Genomic DNA, 18,169 nt, shown 5'->3' with positions numbered 1-18,169 from the left:
AACACCTGTACAGTGAGAAAACGTATCCTAATAGTCGAAGACAATCAACAGGTAGCCGAAGCTATTGTGCTCAGTTTAGAACAAGCCGGATATACTACTTGTGTATGTGCTGATGGGACTACAGCCATTGAGCAGCTGAAAAGCAACACCTTCCACTTAGTGATTATCGACCTATTATTGCCCTTCACATCAGGGATGAACGTCATTAAATGGTCTAAAACCGAATTTCCTACCCTCCCTATCATCGTGTTATCTTCCATAATTGAAGAGAATATAGTGACCCATACCTTTCTTATGGGAGCTTTTGATTACATCTCTAAGCCCTTTAAACCTTCTGATTTGTTACAAAGTATAAATAAAGCGTTACAACAAAAAAATTGACTGCTGTACCTTTGCTATTAATTTTATACCTTTGCTATTCAAGATGAAGCAGGTAGCAAAACAAATAATGGCACTAGTTCTGGCATTCGTGGTCGTTTGTACTACAATGTCGTTTTCTATAAATATGCATTATTGTGGCGAAACTTTAGTTGATTACACGGTGATCAACAAAGCCAGTTCTTGCGGAATGGATCAGATGGCTAGTTCTTTGAGTAACACTGACTGTGAACAACAAGTCACTCAAAAGTCGTGCTGTCAAGACAAAACTTTTTCTGCTGCCGGCCAGAACGAATTGAAACCTAGTTTTACTTCGTTTTCTTTAGAGCAACAGCTTTTTGTAACTACTTTCTTTTACGCTTATGCGGCGCTCTTGGCCCCGCAAACCTCTGCTTCAACAGACTTCTTTGCGTATACTCCTCCTCAGCTCGTCAGGGACATTCAGACCTTAGACGAGGTTTATTTAATTTGATAGTTATTGTTTAGACATTCTTCGTCTAAAATGTAAGGTTTTCGCATCCGCGAAAAAACTGCTGTACTTCAGTTTTTAACAAATACATTTTTATGGCGTGACCTTAGAAAGCTATGTTCTTAAGGCTATACCGGTAATTTAAAATGTATTTGTCGCGAGTGCCTCGGACTTACCCGCGAATCATTTACTTCACACAATATCCCTCATTTTTATGCTCAACCAAAGCATTAAATTTTTTTATCGAAAATAAGCTAGTCGCTTTTTTACTCTTAGTCCTCCTTTTGGGTTGGGGGATCGCCACGGCACCCTTCAATTGGGATGGTATTTCAGAAATTGCGAGAATTCCGAGAGCTCCCGTTGCGGTGGATGCAATTCCTGATCTTGGGGAAAATCAGCAAATTGTTTTTACCAAATGGCAAGGGCGCTCGCCGCAGGATATTGAAGATCAAATTACATATCCTTTAACTTCTGCGCTTTTAGGAATTCCCGGAGTAAAAACTATACGCAGCTCTTCCATGTTTGGTTTTTCGAGCATCTATCTCATTTTTGAAGAAGACGTCGAATTTTACTGGAGCCGAAGCCGCATTCTTGAAAAGCTCAATTCACTTCCTGCAAATCTTCTGCCGGAAGGGGTTAATCCGTCTTTGGGGCCTGATGCTACCGGTTTAGGACAAATCTTTTGGTACACTCTTGAAGGGCGCGATGCAGACGGAAACGTCACCGGCGGCTGGGATTTACAAGAACTGCGCAGCATTCAGGATTATTATGTGAAATACAGTCTGGCTTCGGCTGGCGGTGTTGCTGAGGTGGCATCAATAGGAGGATATGTACAGGAATATCAGATTGATGTAAACCCAGAACTGCTAAAACAATACAATATAAGTCTTGATGCACTGGTCAAGGCGGTGAAGTCGAGTAATGAAGAAATTGGTGCTCAAACCCTAGAGATCAATAAAGCAGAGTATCTGGTGCGGGGGTTGGGTTATATCAAATCTCTTGAAGATATCGAAAATGCCGTAGTGACCTCAGAAGCTTATACATCGATCCGTGTTAAAGATGTGGCTCGCGTTCATATGGGGCCGGCACCACGCCGCGGAATTTTAGATAAAGAAGGCGCTGAGGTGGTAGGCGGAGTAGTAGTAGCGCGCTACGGCGCTAACCCTATGGAGGTCATCACGAATGTAAAGGCTCAGATCAAGGAACTTAGCGCGGGCTTACCCTTAAAAACTTTAGGTGATGGCAGAGTCTCTCAGCTTACCATTGTACCATTTTACGATCGTACCCAGTTAATTCAGGAGACTTTGGGCACACTTGATGAAGCCCTCACCATGGAAATCCTGATTACCATTCTTGTGATCGTCGTAATGCTTTTTAACTTAAGGGCTTCCCTGTTAATTTCCGGATTGCTACCTGTTGCTGTCTTTATGGTTTTTATCGCGATGAAGCTTTTTGAGGTAGACGCAAATATTGTTGCGCTCTCCGGGATCGCTATCGCGATTGGGACGATGGTAGATGTAGGCGTAATTCTTACCGAAAATATGATTCGGCATCTAGAAGATGCAGATAAAAATGACTCAAAACTGTCATACAACACCCTGATCTATAATGCCACGGCAGAAGTTTCGGGCGCTATTGTTACCGCTGTGCTCACTACCATTATAAGTTTTATTCCGGTATTTACGTTAATGGGTGCAGAGGGTAAATTGTTCCGCCCCTTGGCGTTTACTAAAACCGCAGCATTAACCGCGTCACTCATCATCGCACTTTTCTTGATTCCGCCTTTTGCAGCTTTAATTTTTAAGAAATGAAAATTTAAATCAACGACACAAAACCTAGTTTATGCACTTCTAATTCTAATAGGAAGCATCGCGGTGTTTTTCGGTGTTTGGCTGGGGCTTGTATTGATCGCTTTTGGAACGCTGTACTTTTTACGCAAAGCGAAAGAACTTCCGTTTCAAAACCTTAAACAAGCTGAGATCACAATTATCGTTTTAGCGATCGTTTTTTTGTTGGCAACCTATTGGAGACCTTTAGGTTTCAACCGAAGCATTTTTATAAACCTCTTGTTTGTAACCCTGATTTGTACATCATTTTTTGTCCTGTTCTGGGTTTTACGACGGTTTTATGACCGTATTTTAAGATGGGCTTTAGCAAACCGACTCTTGTTTCTTGCCCTACCGGCAACCTTGTTGATCAGTGGCGCGTGGATCTATTCAAAAATGGGTAAGGAGTTTATGCCGGCACTCAACGAAGGAACTTTCTTGCTGATGCCTACTTCGCTTCCTCACGCAGGCGTGGAAGAAAATAAACGGGTGTTGCAACAACTCGATATGGCTGTGGCGAGTATTCCCGAAATAGAAACGGTTGTCGGAAAAGCCGGCAGAGCTGAGTCTGCACTTGATCCCGCGCCTTTGTCAATGTATGAAAATATTATTCAGTACAAACCAGAATATATGTTGAACGCAGCCGGAAGTAAGCAGCGGTACAAGGTGGATGAGCAAGGTTATTTTTTGCTACAAGATGGTAGCAAAGCTTATAATCCCAATATTCAGACCGAAGCGGTTGCAGATGAAATTAGTATGAAATTTCCGGTGTCGGCTGAAGATTTAATAGAAGATGAAACGGGTGCGTACTATCGCAACTGGCGTCCAGAGATTCAATCTCCTGACGCAATCTGGAAGGAGATCGCGCGCGTAACGCAACTTCCCGGAGTGACTTCGGCACCAAAACTTCAGCCTATAGAAACCCGTTTAGTAATGCTGCAAACAGGGATGCGCGCACCTATGGGAATTAAGATTAAAGGGCAAAATTTGGAGCAGATCGAAGCGTTTGGCTTTCAGCTTGAAAAACATTTAAAACAAGTTGAAGGCGTAAAAGCCGAAGCGGTTTTTGCCGATCGAATCGTGGGAAAACCCTATTTGCTTTTAGATATTAAACGAGACCGGCTTGCGCGTTATGGTATTTCGATTGCAGATGTGCAGCAAGTGCTTGAAATTGCCGTAGGCGGAATGCCCATCACTCAAACTGTAGAAGGTCGCGAGCGGTATTCGGTGCGGGTGCGTTATCCTAGAGCGCTACGGGAACATCCTGAGGATCTTGAGAATATTTATGTTCCGGTAGCAACAGGAAACCCGGTGCCACTCAGTGAACTGGTGGAAATACGCTACGAGCAAGGACCGCAAGTAATTAAAAGTGAAGATACCTTTTTAGTGGGGTATGTTTTATTTGATAAGCTAGATGGTTATGCTGAGGTTGATGTGGTAGAACAGGCACAAGCAGTGCTTCAGTCTAAGATAGACTCCGGCGAGTTGGTGGTTCCGCAAGGCATCAACTATCAATTTACAGGAACGTATGAGAATCAGTTGCGTGCGGAGAAGACCTTGACCGTTGTGGTGCCCATGGCATTGCTCATCATTTTCTTAATTCTTTACTTTCAGTTTAAATCGGTGAGCACTTCATTTATGGTCTTTACAGGGATCGTGGTGGCATTTGCCGGAGGCTTTATAATGCTTTGGCTGTATGGTCAAGCGTGGTTCTTGAATTTTGAGTTTTTTGGAGCGAATCTAAGAGATTTGTTCCATATGAAAACCATAAATCTGAGCGTTGCGGTTTGGGTCGGTTTTATTGCGCTCTTTGGGATCGCAACCGATGATGGCGTCGTGATGGCCACCTACTTAACGCAGACTTTTAGTAAAACGAATCCTTCCGATCGCGAGGGAATTCGGCAAGCGACGCTACGTGCAGCTAACAAGCGCATCAGGCCGTGTTTGATGACCACGGTGACCACAATTTTAGCGTTGTTGCCGGTACTCACATCAACCGGAAGAGGTAGTGACATTATGATCCCAATGGCGATCCCCATATTTGGCGGGATGATCATTGATGTCACCTCGTACTTTATCGTACCGGTGTTGTATAGTTGGAAAAAAGAAATAGCCTTGAACTCATGAAAAATAAAATAATCATAGCAAGCATAATCCTACTGGGCACAACAGTTGTTGCGAACGCTCAGGATTTAAGTGCATATATCGCACAAGCAGAAGCTCAAAACCCCACGCTTCAAGCCTATGCATTGCGATATGACTTGGCACAAGAACAGGTAAACGAAGTGAATAGCTTACCGGATACTGAATTTGGTGTGGGATATTTTGTTGAAACTCCTGAAACCCGAGTAGGAGCTCAGCGCGCGCGCTTTTCGGTTAAGCAAATGTTGCCATGGTTTGGTACTATCGCTAAGCGACAGGAATATCAAACTGCTATAGCAGATAATGAATATCTGGAATATGTGATCGCAAAGCGAAAGCTTAGCCTTGAGGTGGCACAAAGTTATTACCAACTTTATGGCATCCATGCAGAAGAACATGTAGTGCAGCAAAATCTGGACTTGCTAGACCGTTTTAAAGAACTTGCACTAAATGCAGTTGAGGTGGCTGAAGCTTCGGTGGTAGATGTACTCAAGCTAGAAATGCGCCAAAACGAACTCAACGCACAACTCGCGATTTTAGACGAACGTAAACGCGCTGCAGCCCTTCAGTTTAAAAACACCTTAAACGTGGCTCAGGATACTCCGATACAACTAGTGGATAGTTTGACGATTCCGCAATTAGAAACAAGCGATTCAAATGAAGCGCTTGAAACCAATCCGGAGCTGTTGAAATATGATGCGTTGTATAAAAGTATCACCCAGGCCGAATTACTCAACCAGCAAGAGTCGGCTCCTAAATGGGGTGTGGGACTTGATTACATTCCGGTCAGCGAGCGAACAGATCTATTTCCTGCAGATAACGGCAAAGATATCGTGATGCCAATGGTATCGGTTTCGGTGCCTATTTTCAATTCAAAGTATAAGTCGGTTACCCGTCAAAATGAGCTTCGGCAACAACGCATTACAGCGGAAAAAGAGCAACGCTTGAAGTATTTAGAAAATCTTTTAGCAGAAGCTAAACAGTATAGTAATGCTGCGCGCATTAACTTTAATGCACAACAACAGAACATTGCTCAAGCCCAAGATGCTGAAGCTATTTTACTCAAAAGTTATGAGACCGGTACGATTGACTTTAGTGATGTACTTGATATTCAAGAATTGCAATTGAGCTTTCAACGTAAACAAATACAGGCTGTTCAAGATTTTTATGAGCAGACTGCTTTAATCAATTATTTAACCAATAACTAAAACCATGAAAAAGACCTTAAATTTTATAAGTATCGCCGTAGTAGCCTTAAGCTTAGTTTCCTGCGGAAATGATAAAAAATCAAATTCTGAGACAGATGTCAAATTAGAAGACCACCAAGAACAACCTATGCAAATGGAAGAAGTTGATGAAATGGGCGAAAAAAACAAAGCTTCGGCAGAAGCACCGGAGAACAAAGTGGATAATGCGCCGCTTGCCTTTGCAGATAACAACGCCAATGCCGTTTGGGAAGCCTATGCCAAAGTTCAGCAGGCTTTAGTCGCTAGTGATTCAGAAAAAGCAAAACAAGAAGCAGCCCAACTTGCCATGATTTTTGACGAAAGAAATGCAAAACTCAAGACTTTGGCTGAAGGAATAGCAACCACTGATGAGTTGCCGGCACAGCGCAAGGCGTTTGCAGCATTCGCTACGGGAGCAAAAGCCTATTTTAAAAGTACCATAAAGGCAGGAACACTATACGTGCAGCATTGCCCAATGGCTTTTGATGGAAAAGGAGCCGACTGGCTGGCTAAAGATACCGCAGTGACCAATCCATATTTCGGAGCTAAAATGCTCAATTGCGGTTCGGTAACGGCAACCATAACTCAGTAAACTAGCACTATGAACGACTTTTTAAAACAATGGGGTGAAGCGGCTTATACCACTGCGGGATTCTTCTGGATGGCGCTGTGGGCATTTGCACTGGGCTACCTCATCAGCAGTATGATTCAAATCTTTGTAACCGAAAAGCGGATGCAAAAAACCATGGGTGGCAACGAGACTAAAGGCGTCTTGCTAGGAACCTTTTTTGGGTTTATCAGCAGTTCGTGCAGTTTTGCAGCACTTGCTTCGACCAAATCGTTGTTTAAAAAAGGAGCGAGTTTTGTAGCTAGTATTGCCTTCTTACTGGCTTCGACCAATTTGGTCATCGAACTTGGGATCATTATTTCCATTTTTTTGGGTTGGCAATTTGTGGTAGGTGAGTATGTAGGTGGCGTGTTACTCATTTTACTCAGTTGGATTTTGATCAGATTGATCAATCCTAAAAAGTTGATTGAGAATGCCCGAAAAAATCTAGGCGAGAAAGAGGACGATACGGATCCAGATTCCAAATCTTGGAAGCAGAAAATGAAATCTGAAGAAAGTTGGGCAAAAGTGGCCAAACAGTACGGGATGGAATGGAAAATGGTCTGGAAAGACGTGACCGTAGGCTTCACCATCGCCGGTATCGTAGCTGCATTTGTACCCGATGCGTGGTTTCAGACGCTATTTATAGGTTCGGGAGACGGGAATACTGACTTTAGTTTTCTTGAGATTTTAGAACATATAATAGTAGGGCCGGTCGCTGCATTCATCACTTTTATTGGATCTATGGGTAACATTCCGCTTGCGGCTTTGCTCTTTGGTAAAGGTGTAAGTTTTGCCGGCGTGATGGCGTTTATTTTCAGTGATCTGGTGGTGTTTCCTATTTTGAGAATCAACGCCAAGTATTATGGCTGGAAGATGTCTCTATTCATCCTGTTTTTACTGTTCACTTCCTTAGTGGGGGCTTCGCTGCTGTTGCACTACGGTTTTGAGGCTTTTCAATTACTTCCTAATCCCAGTCAAGTGAAAGTTCAAGATGCCTCTTATTTTAAACTGAATTATACCTTTTTCTTGAATCTGGCTTTTCTGGCAGGTTCGGGTTACCTTCTCTACCTAGGCTTTTTTAAACATAAAGATATGATGCATATGAAAGAAATGGCGCCCAAAAGCAAAACCTTAGAACGTACCTTAAAATATGCAGCTTTAGGGTGTTATGTGTGGCTAACCGCAGGTTTATTGATCAAGTTTTTTAACTAAAGCCAATGACATAGCTATAATCAAATTTTAATATTCATATAATGACACATACTTATAAAATTACAGGAATGACGTGTGAAGGATGCAGATCTGGCGTTGAGGCTAAATTGAATGCCGTGCCTGATGTAGCTCACGCCAAAGTCAATCTAAATGCTGGTGAAGCCCAGATCACGATGCATAAGCATATTGCTACGCAAACCCTTCAGCAAGCCTTGCCTTCAAAATATGAGATCTCAGAAACGGAGAATCATGCACAGCCAAAATCAAATGTGTTTGAAACTTCAACTGCTGAAACATCACAAAGCAAAATTCAGCAACTTAAACCTTTGTTTTTAATTTTTGCATTCTTGATCGCTGCAGCGGTTTTATTGCATAAAGAGACTTGGGACTGGCAGGCGATAATGCTCGATTTTATGGGGCTGTTTTACATCGTATTCAGCTTTTTTAAATTGTTAGATCTTAAAGGTTTCCCGGCGAGCTTTAGCATGTATGACCCTTTGGCTAAGGCGATCCCGGCATATGGTTGGGTGTATCCGTTTATCGAATTGGCACTAGGCCTATGCTTTTTAATGCGGTTTCAGATTACCGTTGCACTTATAGTGACTTTAGTCATTTTAGGCATTACCACAATTGGAGTTACACGCACGTTGCTGGACAAAAAAGCGATCACCTGCGCTTGTTTAGGTACTGCTTTAAAATTGCCTATGACCGAAGCTACTTTTATCGAAAATGCGCTGATGATCGTAATGGCTCTGGTGATGCTGTTCATTTAAAATCAACTTTATGAAAAAGATTGTAGCATTCAGTTTAACCACATTGGTTCTTGGTTTGGCGCTTGGATATCTTCTTTCTAATCCTTCGGAAGGAGCGAAAGAAGTACCTAGTGAGGATACTGCGTTATGGACCTGCTCTATGCATCCGCAAATCTTGCGAAATGAACCCGGAGATTGTCCCATTTGTGGGATGGATTTGATTCCGGCACAACAAGAAAGCGCAGGATTAGCAGTCAATCAATTCAGAATGACTGATCGTGCGATCGCTCTGGCGGATATTCAGACGACCGTTGTGGGCAATTTAGGAGAAACAACCTCTGAATTGAAATTATCAGGAACCATAGCCATAAATGATGATCAAGTGGCTACGCAGCCGGCACATTTTGACGGTAGAGTAGAGCGTTTGATGGTTACTTCTGTGGGGCAACAAGTGCGTAGAGGCCAGCAAGTGGCGACTATCTATTCGCCGGAACTGGTCGCTGCACAACAAGAACTGGTAACCGCGGCAAAACTTAAAGATAAACAGCCCAAACTTTATGAGGCGGTGCGCAACAAGTTTAAAAACTGGATGATCTCTGATGCACTTTTAGATGAAATTGAAACTACCGGAAATACGGTGACGCGTTTTCCAATCTATGCGCACGTTGCGGGAGTCGTGCGTGAATTGATGGTAAGCGAAGGTGCGCATATTATGGACGGCAATCCTATATTTAAAGTAGCCAATCTGAATACGGTTTGGGCCGAATTTGACGCGTATGAGCATCAGATCAATCAGCTTAAAATTGGTCAGGATTTAGAGATCACAACAAATGCTTATCCAGATCAGCGATTTAATGCCAAGATCTCTTACATAGACCCTGTGCTCAATAGTGCAACGCGAACGGTGACGGTACGGGCTACCTTGACGAATCCCCAAGAGGTATTAAAACCCGGAATGTTTATTGAAACTAAACTAAAAGGAAGCGCTTCTGAAGCGAGCACGATCACAGTACCGGCATCCGCGGTGTTGTGGACGGGTGATCGCTCACTGGTATATGTGAAACCTAAAAGTGACCAATCAGTTTTTGAAATGCGAGAAGTTACTTTAGGAACCAAATCTGGGGATTATTATGAAATTCTAAACGGATTGTCGCCCGGCACCGAAATTGTTACCAATGGCACGTTTACCGTTGACGCTGCGGCTCAGCTTAGTGGCAAAAAATCAATGATGTATCAAGGTACCGGTTCTGAATTACAAGAAACAGCGCCCAATTTTCAGTTATCCGAAACATTTCAGAAAGAATTAAACGCGGTGTTGCCATCCTATTTTACTCTGAAGGATGCTTTTGTGGCTTCAGATGCGCAAGAGGTGCAAAAAGCATCAGAGAACTTCAGAGAGGACATCGAAGCCTTAAAAGTAGACGGTTCGTCAACCGAAGTTCAGAGCCTCCTGGCTACTGTTTTTGAACAAGCAGCGAAAATTTCAAATAGTTCCACTTTAGCAGAGCAACGCGAAAACTTTATCAGTTTGAATGTGCATTTTACCGCAGTGGTACAGAACAGTACAGCGATAAAGCCTTATCTGTTTGTGCAGCGGTGCCCGATGGCCAATAATAGTCAAGGAGCCATTTGGTTAAGCAATTCTGATGAAATTAAAAATCCGTATTACGGCGAAGCGATGCTCACCTGCGGAAGCACTATTGATACTCTGGGAGGTTAAGAACTAAGTTATTTCCTTTATAATTATTGAAGTTTTTAGCATTTAATTCCTTTAGAACGCATCGATTAAACTGTTGAATTTTAAGCAATTAAAAGGTTGTGGTTTGGTTTGGATTTTGTAATAATTTGTAGAGAAGCTTAGGTAAAACGAAATAAGATTGTATTTTAACCGCTTTAGCAAAAAAACAACGTTTTAGAAAATCAAAAAAATACAGTTTAGACTGCCCCAACTGCACACAGTACTATGACCACATACAGCGTAATTACCGGAACCGGAATTTATTTACCAAAGAAAAAAGTAAGCAACGATGACTTCTTAGATTTTGCTTTTTACGAATCTAACGGAACGCCCATTGCAAAAGATAATCGGTATGTGGTAGATAAATTTAAAGAGATTACCACGATTGAAGAGCGCCGTTATGTAGCCGATGATTTAGTTGCTTCTGATATTGCTTATTTTGCTGCAAAAGATGCGATTAAAGATGCGCAACTTGATCCTGAGACGCTGGATTATATTATTGTAGCTCATAATTTTGGAGATGTAAAACACGGTTCAAACCGAAGCGATATGGTGCCGGCTCTGGCTGCTAGGGTCAAGCATAAATTAAAAATCAAGAATCCGGAGTGTGTGGCTTATGACGTGCCCTTTGGTTGTCCCGGCTGGTTACAAGGGATGATCCAGGCTGATTATTATATTAAATCAGGCGACGCTAAAAAAATTCTGGTCATTGGAACCGAAACCTTATCTAGGGTTATTGATTTACACGATAGAGACAGTATGATCTATGCTGATGGGGCAGGAGCGACTATTCTAGAAAGCAGAGAAGCTGATCAGCGCATCGGAATTTTAGCACATAAAACCCGTTCAGACACGTATCGTTATGCCGAAATGCTTACGATGGGATGTTCTTATAATATTACCGAAGAAAATAAGCAGGATCTTTATTTAAAAATGAACGGAAGACGTTTATATCAATATGCGTTAGAAACGGTACCACTTTCCATAAAAGCTTGTTTAGATAAAGCCGAGGTGCCGATCGAAAAGGTAAAGAAAGTGCTGATACATCAAGCAAACGGCAAAATGGACGACGCGATCATAGACCGACTGTATAAACTATACGGATATGAAGAAGCGCCAGAAGGTATTATGCCGATGATCATTTCGTGGTTAGGGAATTCTTCTGTAGCCACCGTACCTACTTTACTCGACTTAATCTTAAAAAATAAAGTGGAAGGCCACAGCATTGAAGCCGGAGACCTAGTAGTTTTTGCTTCGGTAGGAGCGGGAATGAATATTAATGCTGCGGTTTACCAATTTTAAAATGTTTTTGCTTGTCGGTGTAAGTGTTTGATTGTTATAATTTTGGGTGCTTTATTGAATTTTCAGATTTAATTAATATTATTACTGATAATACTTTTCATAATTAAATCTTAAACATTAACATTTAATTGCAAATTTTAGGTTAAAAACCTTACTTTTGAGAGACTGGGCTCACGGTTATTATTTTAAGCAATATTGCTTTTGTGAGTGCTTAACCTCTAAAAAGATTTTGTGACTACAAATACAAAAACTAACAAAGCAACTCACGTAATCGTAGGAATAGGAGCAAGTGCAGGTGGCCTGCAAGCGCTCAATGACTTTTTTGATAATGTTCCTACGGCATCACTATACAGTTATATTGTGGTGCAACACCTTTCTCCAGATCATAAAAGCTTGATGGCAGAGCTTTTAGGGAAGAATACTAAAATTCCTATTGAGGTTATTGAAGATGAAGGAGAGATCAAAGCCAATTGTATTTATCTGATTCCGCCTACTAATAATTTGGTGATTAAAGACGGAAAATTCAGACTTTTAGAAAAACCCAAAGATAAATCGCTTAATCTACCTATAGACCTCTTTTTTGAGTCGCTCGCTAATCATTCTAAAGAACATTGCGCCGGGATCATCTTAAGTGGAACCGGAAGCGATGGTTCGCGCGGAATTAGAGCCATAAAAGAGAAAGGTGGCGTGGTTATGGTGCAACAACCTGAGCAGGCCAAATTTGATGGTATGCCGCGTAACGCCATAAAAACTGGCCTAGCAGATTTTATCGTTCCGGTGGAACGTATAAGTGACGAACTTTCCAATTATTTTGAAGCCCAAAGCAGTATTGACTTTGACGCCGAACTTTACCAATACGATGAGCGTCTTTTAAAAGAGATTTTAAAAGTGCTTAAAACTCATACCGCACTCGATTTTAGTCTTTACAAACGTCCCACCCTACTGCGCCGCATTGGTAGACGGGTACGTGTACTCAAGCTCGATTCTCTTGAAGGTTATTTTGAATATTTGAAGACCCATAAAGAAGAGGTTCAAACGCTATACAAAGAATTTTTGATAGGGGTAACCAAGTTTTTTAGAGATTATAAAGTTTGGGAGCTATTGGCAGAAGGTATTATACCTGAACTGGTCGCTTCAAAAGATGATGGCGATGTGATTAAGGTTTGGGATGTTGGGTGCAGCACAGGAGAAGAGCCGTTTTCTTTGGGGATTTTATTTTTAGAGGAAATCGAAAAACAAGACAAAGATGTTTCGCTTAAGATCTTTGCAACAGATGTTTCTCAAGATCATTTAGATATTGCCAGTCGCGGAAGCTATTCAGAAAATGTATTGAGCGATCTTTCTAAGGATCGTCTCAAAAAATATTTTAGAAAGCACGGAGACGATTTTGTGGTAAAAGATAATTTAAGAAAATGCATTATTTTTTCTAATCACGATATCACTAATGATCCGCCATTTAAAAATATGGATGTGGTGATGTGTCGTAATCTTTTGATCTATCTTCAAAACGATGTGCAAACTAAAGTCATTCATCTGCTGCATTATGCGTTGAAGCAAGACGGTATTTTGACGTTAGGCTCCAGCGAATCTCTGGGTGTGCATAAAGATAATTTTGAGGAAATCAATAGAAAGTGGAATATCTACAGAAATATAGAAAGTTCTGAGCGCTTAAAAACCGAAATGTTGAATTCTACGGCAGAACGTCAAACGTTTAAACGTCACGAAAACGGAATGAAAAACGGAAACGTGCAAAATTACAGCAACACGCAACGCCTGAAAGAAGAGATCAGTAAGGCGATCATTCAGCAGTATGGGGCTGCAAGTGTGTATATTGATGAGAACTTCCAGATTTTGGAAGCTATGGGCGCTTTTAAAAAATATGCGCAATTACCCGAAGAAGGTTTTACAACAAACCTTATTGATATGCTTCCGGAAGAACTCGCCGGCCCCATTAAAAACACCGTGAATAAAGCAAAAAGAAAGCGCTCACAAATCTTGTATAAAGACGTGGAGGTGTATGGGGATGATGAAGAATTACAAACCCGTCTTGATGTCTTAGTTAAGCCTATTAAAAACGGCGTTGCAGAAGGCGATTTTCATTTTATTATAACGCTTATTGAGCAAGACCGTGAGCATAACAAAGCGATTATCGTTGAGCGCGCTGATATTCATAAATCTTCACAAGAACGCATAAGAGATCTTGAGGAAGAGCTAAAAGAGACACAATACGAGCTGAGTAATGCGCTTGAAGAAGCAGAAACCAGCAACGAAGAATTGCAGGCGTCAAACGAAGAACTTCTGGCGTCTAATGAAGAATTGCAAAGCACCAATGAAGAATTGCAAAGCACCAATGAAGAATTGCAAAGTGTAAATGAAGAGTTACACACCGTAAATGCTGAGCATATAGAAAAGATGGAAGATCTGGCGATGCTTAATGCGGATATGGATAATCTTCTGGATAGTACCCGAATTGGTACAGTTTTCTTAGATAAGAATTTGATTATCAGAAAATTCACACCGGCGATCCGGGAGCATTTTCATTTGGTAAAACAAGATATTGGGCGATCCATAGAGAATTTTGTGGCGAATTTTGGCATTCGTAGACGTAAAACCATTGTAGATAACATTAAATCTGTAATGGAAACCGGGCAGGTTTTTGAAAAGCGTATCAAAAGTAAATCCGGGCGCTATTTTTTACAGCGTATTTCTCCGTTCGTTACAGGCCAGGATAAAATTGATGGGGTGGTCATCACCTTTATTGATATTCACAAGGTCGAACAATCACAGGAGCGTTTGCGTAAAAGTGAAGAGAAATTCAAAGCTTTTTATGAGGATGATCCAGTGATGCACGTTACGATCAATTCGCATACTGGTCTGATCTCTGAGTGCAATAAGCTTTTCGTAGAGACTTTGGGCTTCAAAGAGAAAAATGAAATTATTGGTAAGTCTATCTTTGAGTTTTATCCGAAGCGTACGAAGGTTAAAGCAATTGCTTTGTTAGACGAACTCGAAAAATCGGGTAGTATCGCTAATGAAGAATTAATGCTAGAATGTGTTGATGGAGACAAAGTAGATGTGCTGTTTAATGCTGAGTTGATGACCACAACTTCTGCGAAAGATACCACCCAATGGCGTTGCACGCTGATGGAGATCACAGATCTTAAAAATGCGCAACAAGAGTTACAAAAGCAAAAAGAAGACCTAGAACGCATCAATACAGATCTAGAACAATTTGTTTCGATTTGTTCGCATGACCTTCAAGAACCGCTTTCGACGATTAGATTCAGTAGTGATTTTCTTTCGAAGAAATTCAGTAGTGAATTGAGTGAAAAAGGTAAAGAATATCTAGGTTATATTCACGAAGCTTCCGGGCGAATGGCAGAGCAGATTAAAGCGCTGCTAGAACACAGCCGCATTGGGGAAGACCTTAAAAAAACCAAAGTAGATGTAGCCGAATTGCTTGAGGTGGTAAAATACGATCTCAACCGAAGCATTAGGGAAGCGAACGCAACTGTAACCGTGGGTAAAATGCCACAAATGATGGCCTACGAAACCGAATTGCGTTTATTGTTTCAGAATTTGATCAGTAATGCTTTAAAATACCGAAAGAAAGACACCAACCCAAGTATTCGAATCTCAACGTTCTCTGATGATGAATACCAGACCTTCGCTATTGCAGATAATGGGATAGGAATTAAAGAAGATGATCTTGAGGCGATCTTTAAGATTTTTGGTCGTGTTCCTACCGAAGAAAAATACGACGGCACCGGTGTAGGTTTAGCGCATTGTAAAAAGATCGTAAAACTGCACGAAGGTAAAATCTGGGTAGATTCAGAGTTTGGTCAAGGAAGTACGTTCTATTTCAAAATTAAAAAATAACTATGGCTCACGGTCCGACGTCACTATATCCCAAAGAAGTTACTTTAACCAATTGCGACAGAGAACCCATTCACATTTTAGGTAAAATTCAAAAGCACGGGTATCTTATTGCCTGTGATGCCACCTCACATATCGTAAATTACTGTAGTGATAACATCGCTCAGATTCTTGATAAAAGCCCCGAAGCGCTTTTAGGTCAATCTTTAAAAGCGGTTTTTGATGAGGTGCAAACGCAGCAGCTTTTAGAGACTAAAGTTGCTGAGAAGGCCACGCCTATACATACCACCATAGAGGGTCAACACTATGCGATGTTAGCTCACCTTAATGAAGGCAATCTGGTTGTAGAATTTGAGCCTCTGGAAGTTGATGCCAATGCTTTTGAATATCAAAATCAATTGGCAGAGATCGTAAGCAAACTCAACGGAGCGGGCGAGGAGCAGCGTATGTGCGATGTCACTGCAGATTTGATCAAAGAGTTTTTTGGGTACGACCGGGTGATGATCTATCGGTTTGATGAGCATTGGGATGGAATCGTGGTTTCAGAAGCCCGGGAATCGCATTTAGAAAGCTGGTTAGGCTTACGATATCCGGCGTCAGATATTCCGCAGCAAGCGCGTAAATTGTTTTTAAAACAAGGGGTGCGCATCATTGCAGATGTAACGAGTACACCGGTACACATACAAGCTTTAGGTGGTAAAGAGCAAGAAAACCCTATTGATCTATCGTTGAGCGAAACCAGAGCCTCGTCACCAATTCATATTGAATATTTAGAAAATATGAACGTTGGAGCTTCGCTAACCGCAGCTATAATCTCAGAAGGAGCCTTGTGGGGCTTGATCGCTTGTCATCATTATTCACCTAAATTCGTTGACTTTTATAAACGCCAATCCTGTAAATTTCTAACACAAATATTTTCTAGTCAGCTGGTGCTGCTTTCTTCAAATATCCTTTTACAAAAGCTAAATGAAGCCTCAAAAACACGTAGTCTTTTGATGGAAAAGATCACCAAAAACTGGAATGTTCATAAAGGCCTGACCAAAGGATCACATACGATGCTTGATCTTACTCAGGCTCAGGGTGCGGCCGTGTTTTTAGACGGTAAGCTTAAAAGAGTAGGCATCACTCCAGATAAAGAACAGATACTAGCATTAATAAACCGACTCAAACCTCTTGAGCAGGATGAGGTAATCACCACACAGTTAACAAAAGACCTTCCGGAATTACAGGATATAAAAGCGAAAGCTTCTGGAGTGATGTGTTTGTTTTTGTCTAATCTTAAAAAGGATGCGATCCTTTGGTTCAAATCAGAAAAAATAGAGACCGTTAATTGGGCCGGAAATCCTGATAAACTAAGTACGCTAGATAGCAACGAACGCTTAACACCGCGAAAATCATTCGAAGCCTGGTCAATACAAGAAGAAGGTAAATCGGCTCCATGGGAAGATTATGAGATCGTTGCTGCTCGAGCGCTAAAGCAGGATATTTCTCAAATAATTCTTGAGAAATATGATGAGATCAAAGGCTTGCACAATCTGCTCCAGATCGCTTATGAAGACCTAGAAACCTTCAGTTATAGTGTAGCACACGATTTGAGAGCGCCTTTACGCGGGATTGATGGTTTTGCACACATCATTAAGGAAGACTATTTTGAGCAGCTTGATGAATTTGGCAAAAGTTCCATTGATACGATCATAGGTTCGGCGACTAAAATGAATCAGTTAATTGATGATATTTTAGCGTTCTCGATGGTTTCGCAATCAGAGATGAATAAAGATAAATTCTCGATGAACAAGCTCGTTGACGACGTGCTTGGGATTTTGCCTATTTCGCAAGATTATCCTTCGGTTTCGATTACTGTGGCTCCGCAAATGCCTCAAGCCTATGGAGATCGTAAAATGATCGCTCAAGTGCTTCAGAATTTATTGACGAATGCATTAAAATACACGAGAGCGGTTGAGCAGCCTCAAATAACCATCGGTTTTAAAGAGCATCAGAATAAAGGATTTTATTTTGTACAGGATAATGGGATTGGGTTTGATCAAAGCCACGAGAAGCGTATTTTTAGACTCTTTAACCGGTTGGTAGGAGACGAGTACGAAGGCTCAGGGATAGGTCTCACTATTGCCAAGCGCATTATAAAAAAACATAAGGGTGCTATAGCGGTGATCAGCAAGCCGGGTGAAGGAAGTACATTTTTATTTAATTTAGGTTAAAATTTAATCCGTGGCAGAAGATTATATTTTATCGATAGAAGACAATAACACTGATATTGCTTTGATGAACAGAATATTTCAAAAGAATATTCCGCATTACGGCATCAAACACATCTCAGATGGGCAGGAAGCGGTGGCTTTTTTAGAGTCTGAAGCATTTAGATTGCAGCAACCAAAACTCGTGTTGTTGGATATCAAAGTACCTCGTTTAAACGGATTGCAGATTTTAAAGAAATTTAGAAAGATCGAGGCATATTTAGGGATTCCGGTGGTAATGATGAGTTCGTCAGACCGAAAGGATGAAATAATAAAAGCGTATAAATTGGGTGCGAATAGTTTTATTGAAAAACCACGCAACTATCCCGAATTATCAAAGGCTTTACCGGCTTTGATTAACTATTGGATTGTTTACAATAAATAAT

At 41.3% G+C, this 18,169-nt stretch carries 11 protein-coding genes and 1 pseudogene; all 12 read left to right on the top strand.

Features of this window, described 5'->3' with window-relative positions:
* Nucleotides 1–12 precede the first annotated feature (12 nt).
* The 12 genes and pseudogenes from LDL79_RS00935 (at nucleotide 13) to LDL79_RS00880 (ending at nucleotide 18,168) form a co-directional block, all read left to right on the top strand.
* Nucleotides 13–381, top strand: a complete 369-nt coding sequence (locus LDL79_RS00935) for a response regulator (protein ID WP_072982680.1) — start codon at nucleotides 13–15, stop codon at nucleotides 379–381.
* A gap of 43 nt (nucleotides 382–424) precedes the next feature.
* A complete protein-coding gene (locus LDL79_RS00930; protein WP_225598810.1) occupies nucleotides 425–850 on the top strand; it encodes an HYC_CC_PP family protein in 426 nt (141 codons plus the stop codon).
* Nucleotides 851–1,061: 211 nt separating this feature from the next.
* A pseudogene (locus LDL79_RS00925) lies at nucleotides 1,062–4,800 on the top strand (efflux RND transporter permease subunit).
* Nucleotides 4,797–6,023, top strand: coding sequence for a TolC family protein (locus LDL79_RS00920; protein ID WP_225598809.1), 1,227 nt, complete (start codon nucleotides 4,797–4,799; stop codon nucleotides 6,021–6,023). Before LDL79_RS00925 ends, LDL79_RS00920 begins: the two are co-directional and overlap by 4 nt.
* A gap of 4 nt (nucleotides 6,024–6,027) precedes the next feature.
* Nucleotides 6,028–6,633, top strand: coding sequence for a DUF3347 domain-containing protein (locus tag LDL79_RS00915; protein WP_225598808.1), 606 nt, complete (start codon nucleotides 6,028–6,030; stop codon nucleotides 6,631–6,633).
* Nucleotides 6,634–6,642: 9 nt separating this feature from the next.
* Nucleotides 6,643–7,863 carry a permease gene (locus LDL79_RS00910; RefSeq protein ID WP_225598807.1) on the top strand — a complete coding sequence of 407 codons (1,221 nt, stop codon included), beginning with the start codon at nucleotides 6,643–6,645 and terminating at the stop codon, nucleotides 7,861–7,863.
* A 41-nt stretch (nucleotides 7,864–7,904) separates the two neighbouring features.
* Nucleotides 7,905–8,636, top strand: a complete 732-nt coding sequence (locus tag LDL79_RS00905) for a heavy metal translocating P-type ATPase (RefSeq protein ID WP_225598806.1) — start codon at nucleotides 7,905–7,907, stop codon at nucleotides 8,634–8,636.
* Between the two features lie 10 nt (nucleotides 8,637–8,646).
* Nucleotides 8,647–10,335: an efflux RND transporter periplasmic adaptor subunit gene (locus LDL79_RS00900; RefSeq protein WP_225598805.1), complete on the top strand. Its 1,689-nt coding sequence runs from the start codon at nucleotides 8,647–8,649 to the stop codon at nucleotides 10,333–10,335.
* 243 nt (nucleotides 10,336–10,578) lie between these two features.
* Entirely contained in the window at nucleotides 10,579–11,655 is a 1,077-nt protein-coding gene (locus tag LDL79_RS00895) for a 3-oxoacyl-ACP synthase III family protein (protein WP_225598804.1), read from the top strand.
* 231 nt (nucleotides 11,656–11,886) lie between these two features.
* Complete coding sequence (locus tag LDL79_RS00890; protein WP_225598803.1) at nucleotides 11,887–15,534, top strand: chemotaxis protein CheB; 3,648 nt, start codon at nucleotides 11,887–11,889, stop codon at nucleotides 15,532–15,534.
* Between the two features lie 2 nt (nucleotides 15,535–15,536).
* Nucleotides 15,537–17,747: an ATP-binding protein gene (locus LDL79_RS00885; protein ID WP_225598802.1), complete on the top strand. Its 2,211-nt coding sequence runs from the start codon at nucleotides 15,537–15,539 to the stop codon at nucleotides 17,745–17,747.
* Nucleotides 17,748–17,757: 10 nt separating this feature from the next.
* On the top strand, nucleotides 17,758–18,168 hold the full coding sequence (locus LDL79_RS00880) for a response regulator (RefSeq protein ID WP_072982664.1): 411 nt from the start codon (nucleotides 17,758–17,760) through the stop codon (nucleotides 18,166–18,168).
* Nucleotide 18,169 lies beyond the last annotated feature (1 nt).

This window comes from Leeuwenhoekiella palythoae (assembly GCF_020310025.1).
Lineage (GTDB): Bacteria > Bacteroidota > Bacteroidia > Flavobacteriales > Flavobacteriaceae > Leeuwenhoekiella > Leeuwenhoekiella palythoae.
The sequence above is the reverse complement of the archived record's forward strand: the minus strand, read 5'-3'. Positions and strand labels throughout refer to the sequence as shown.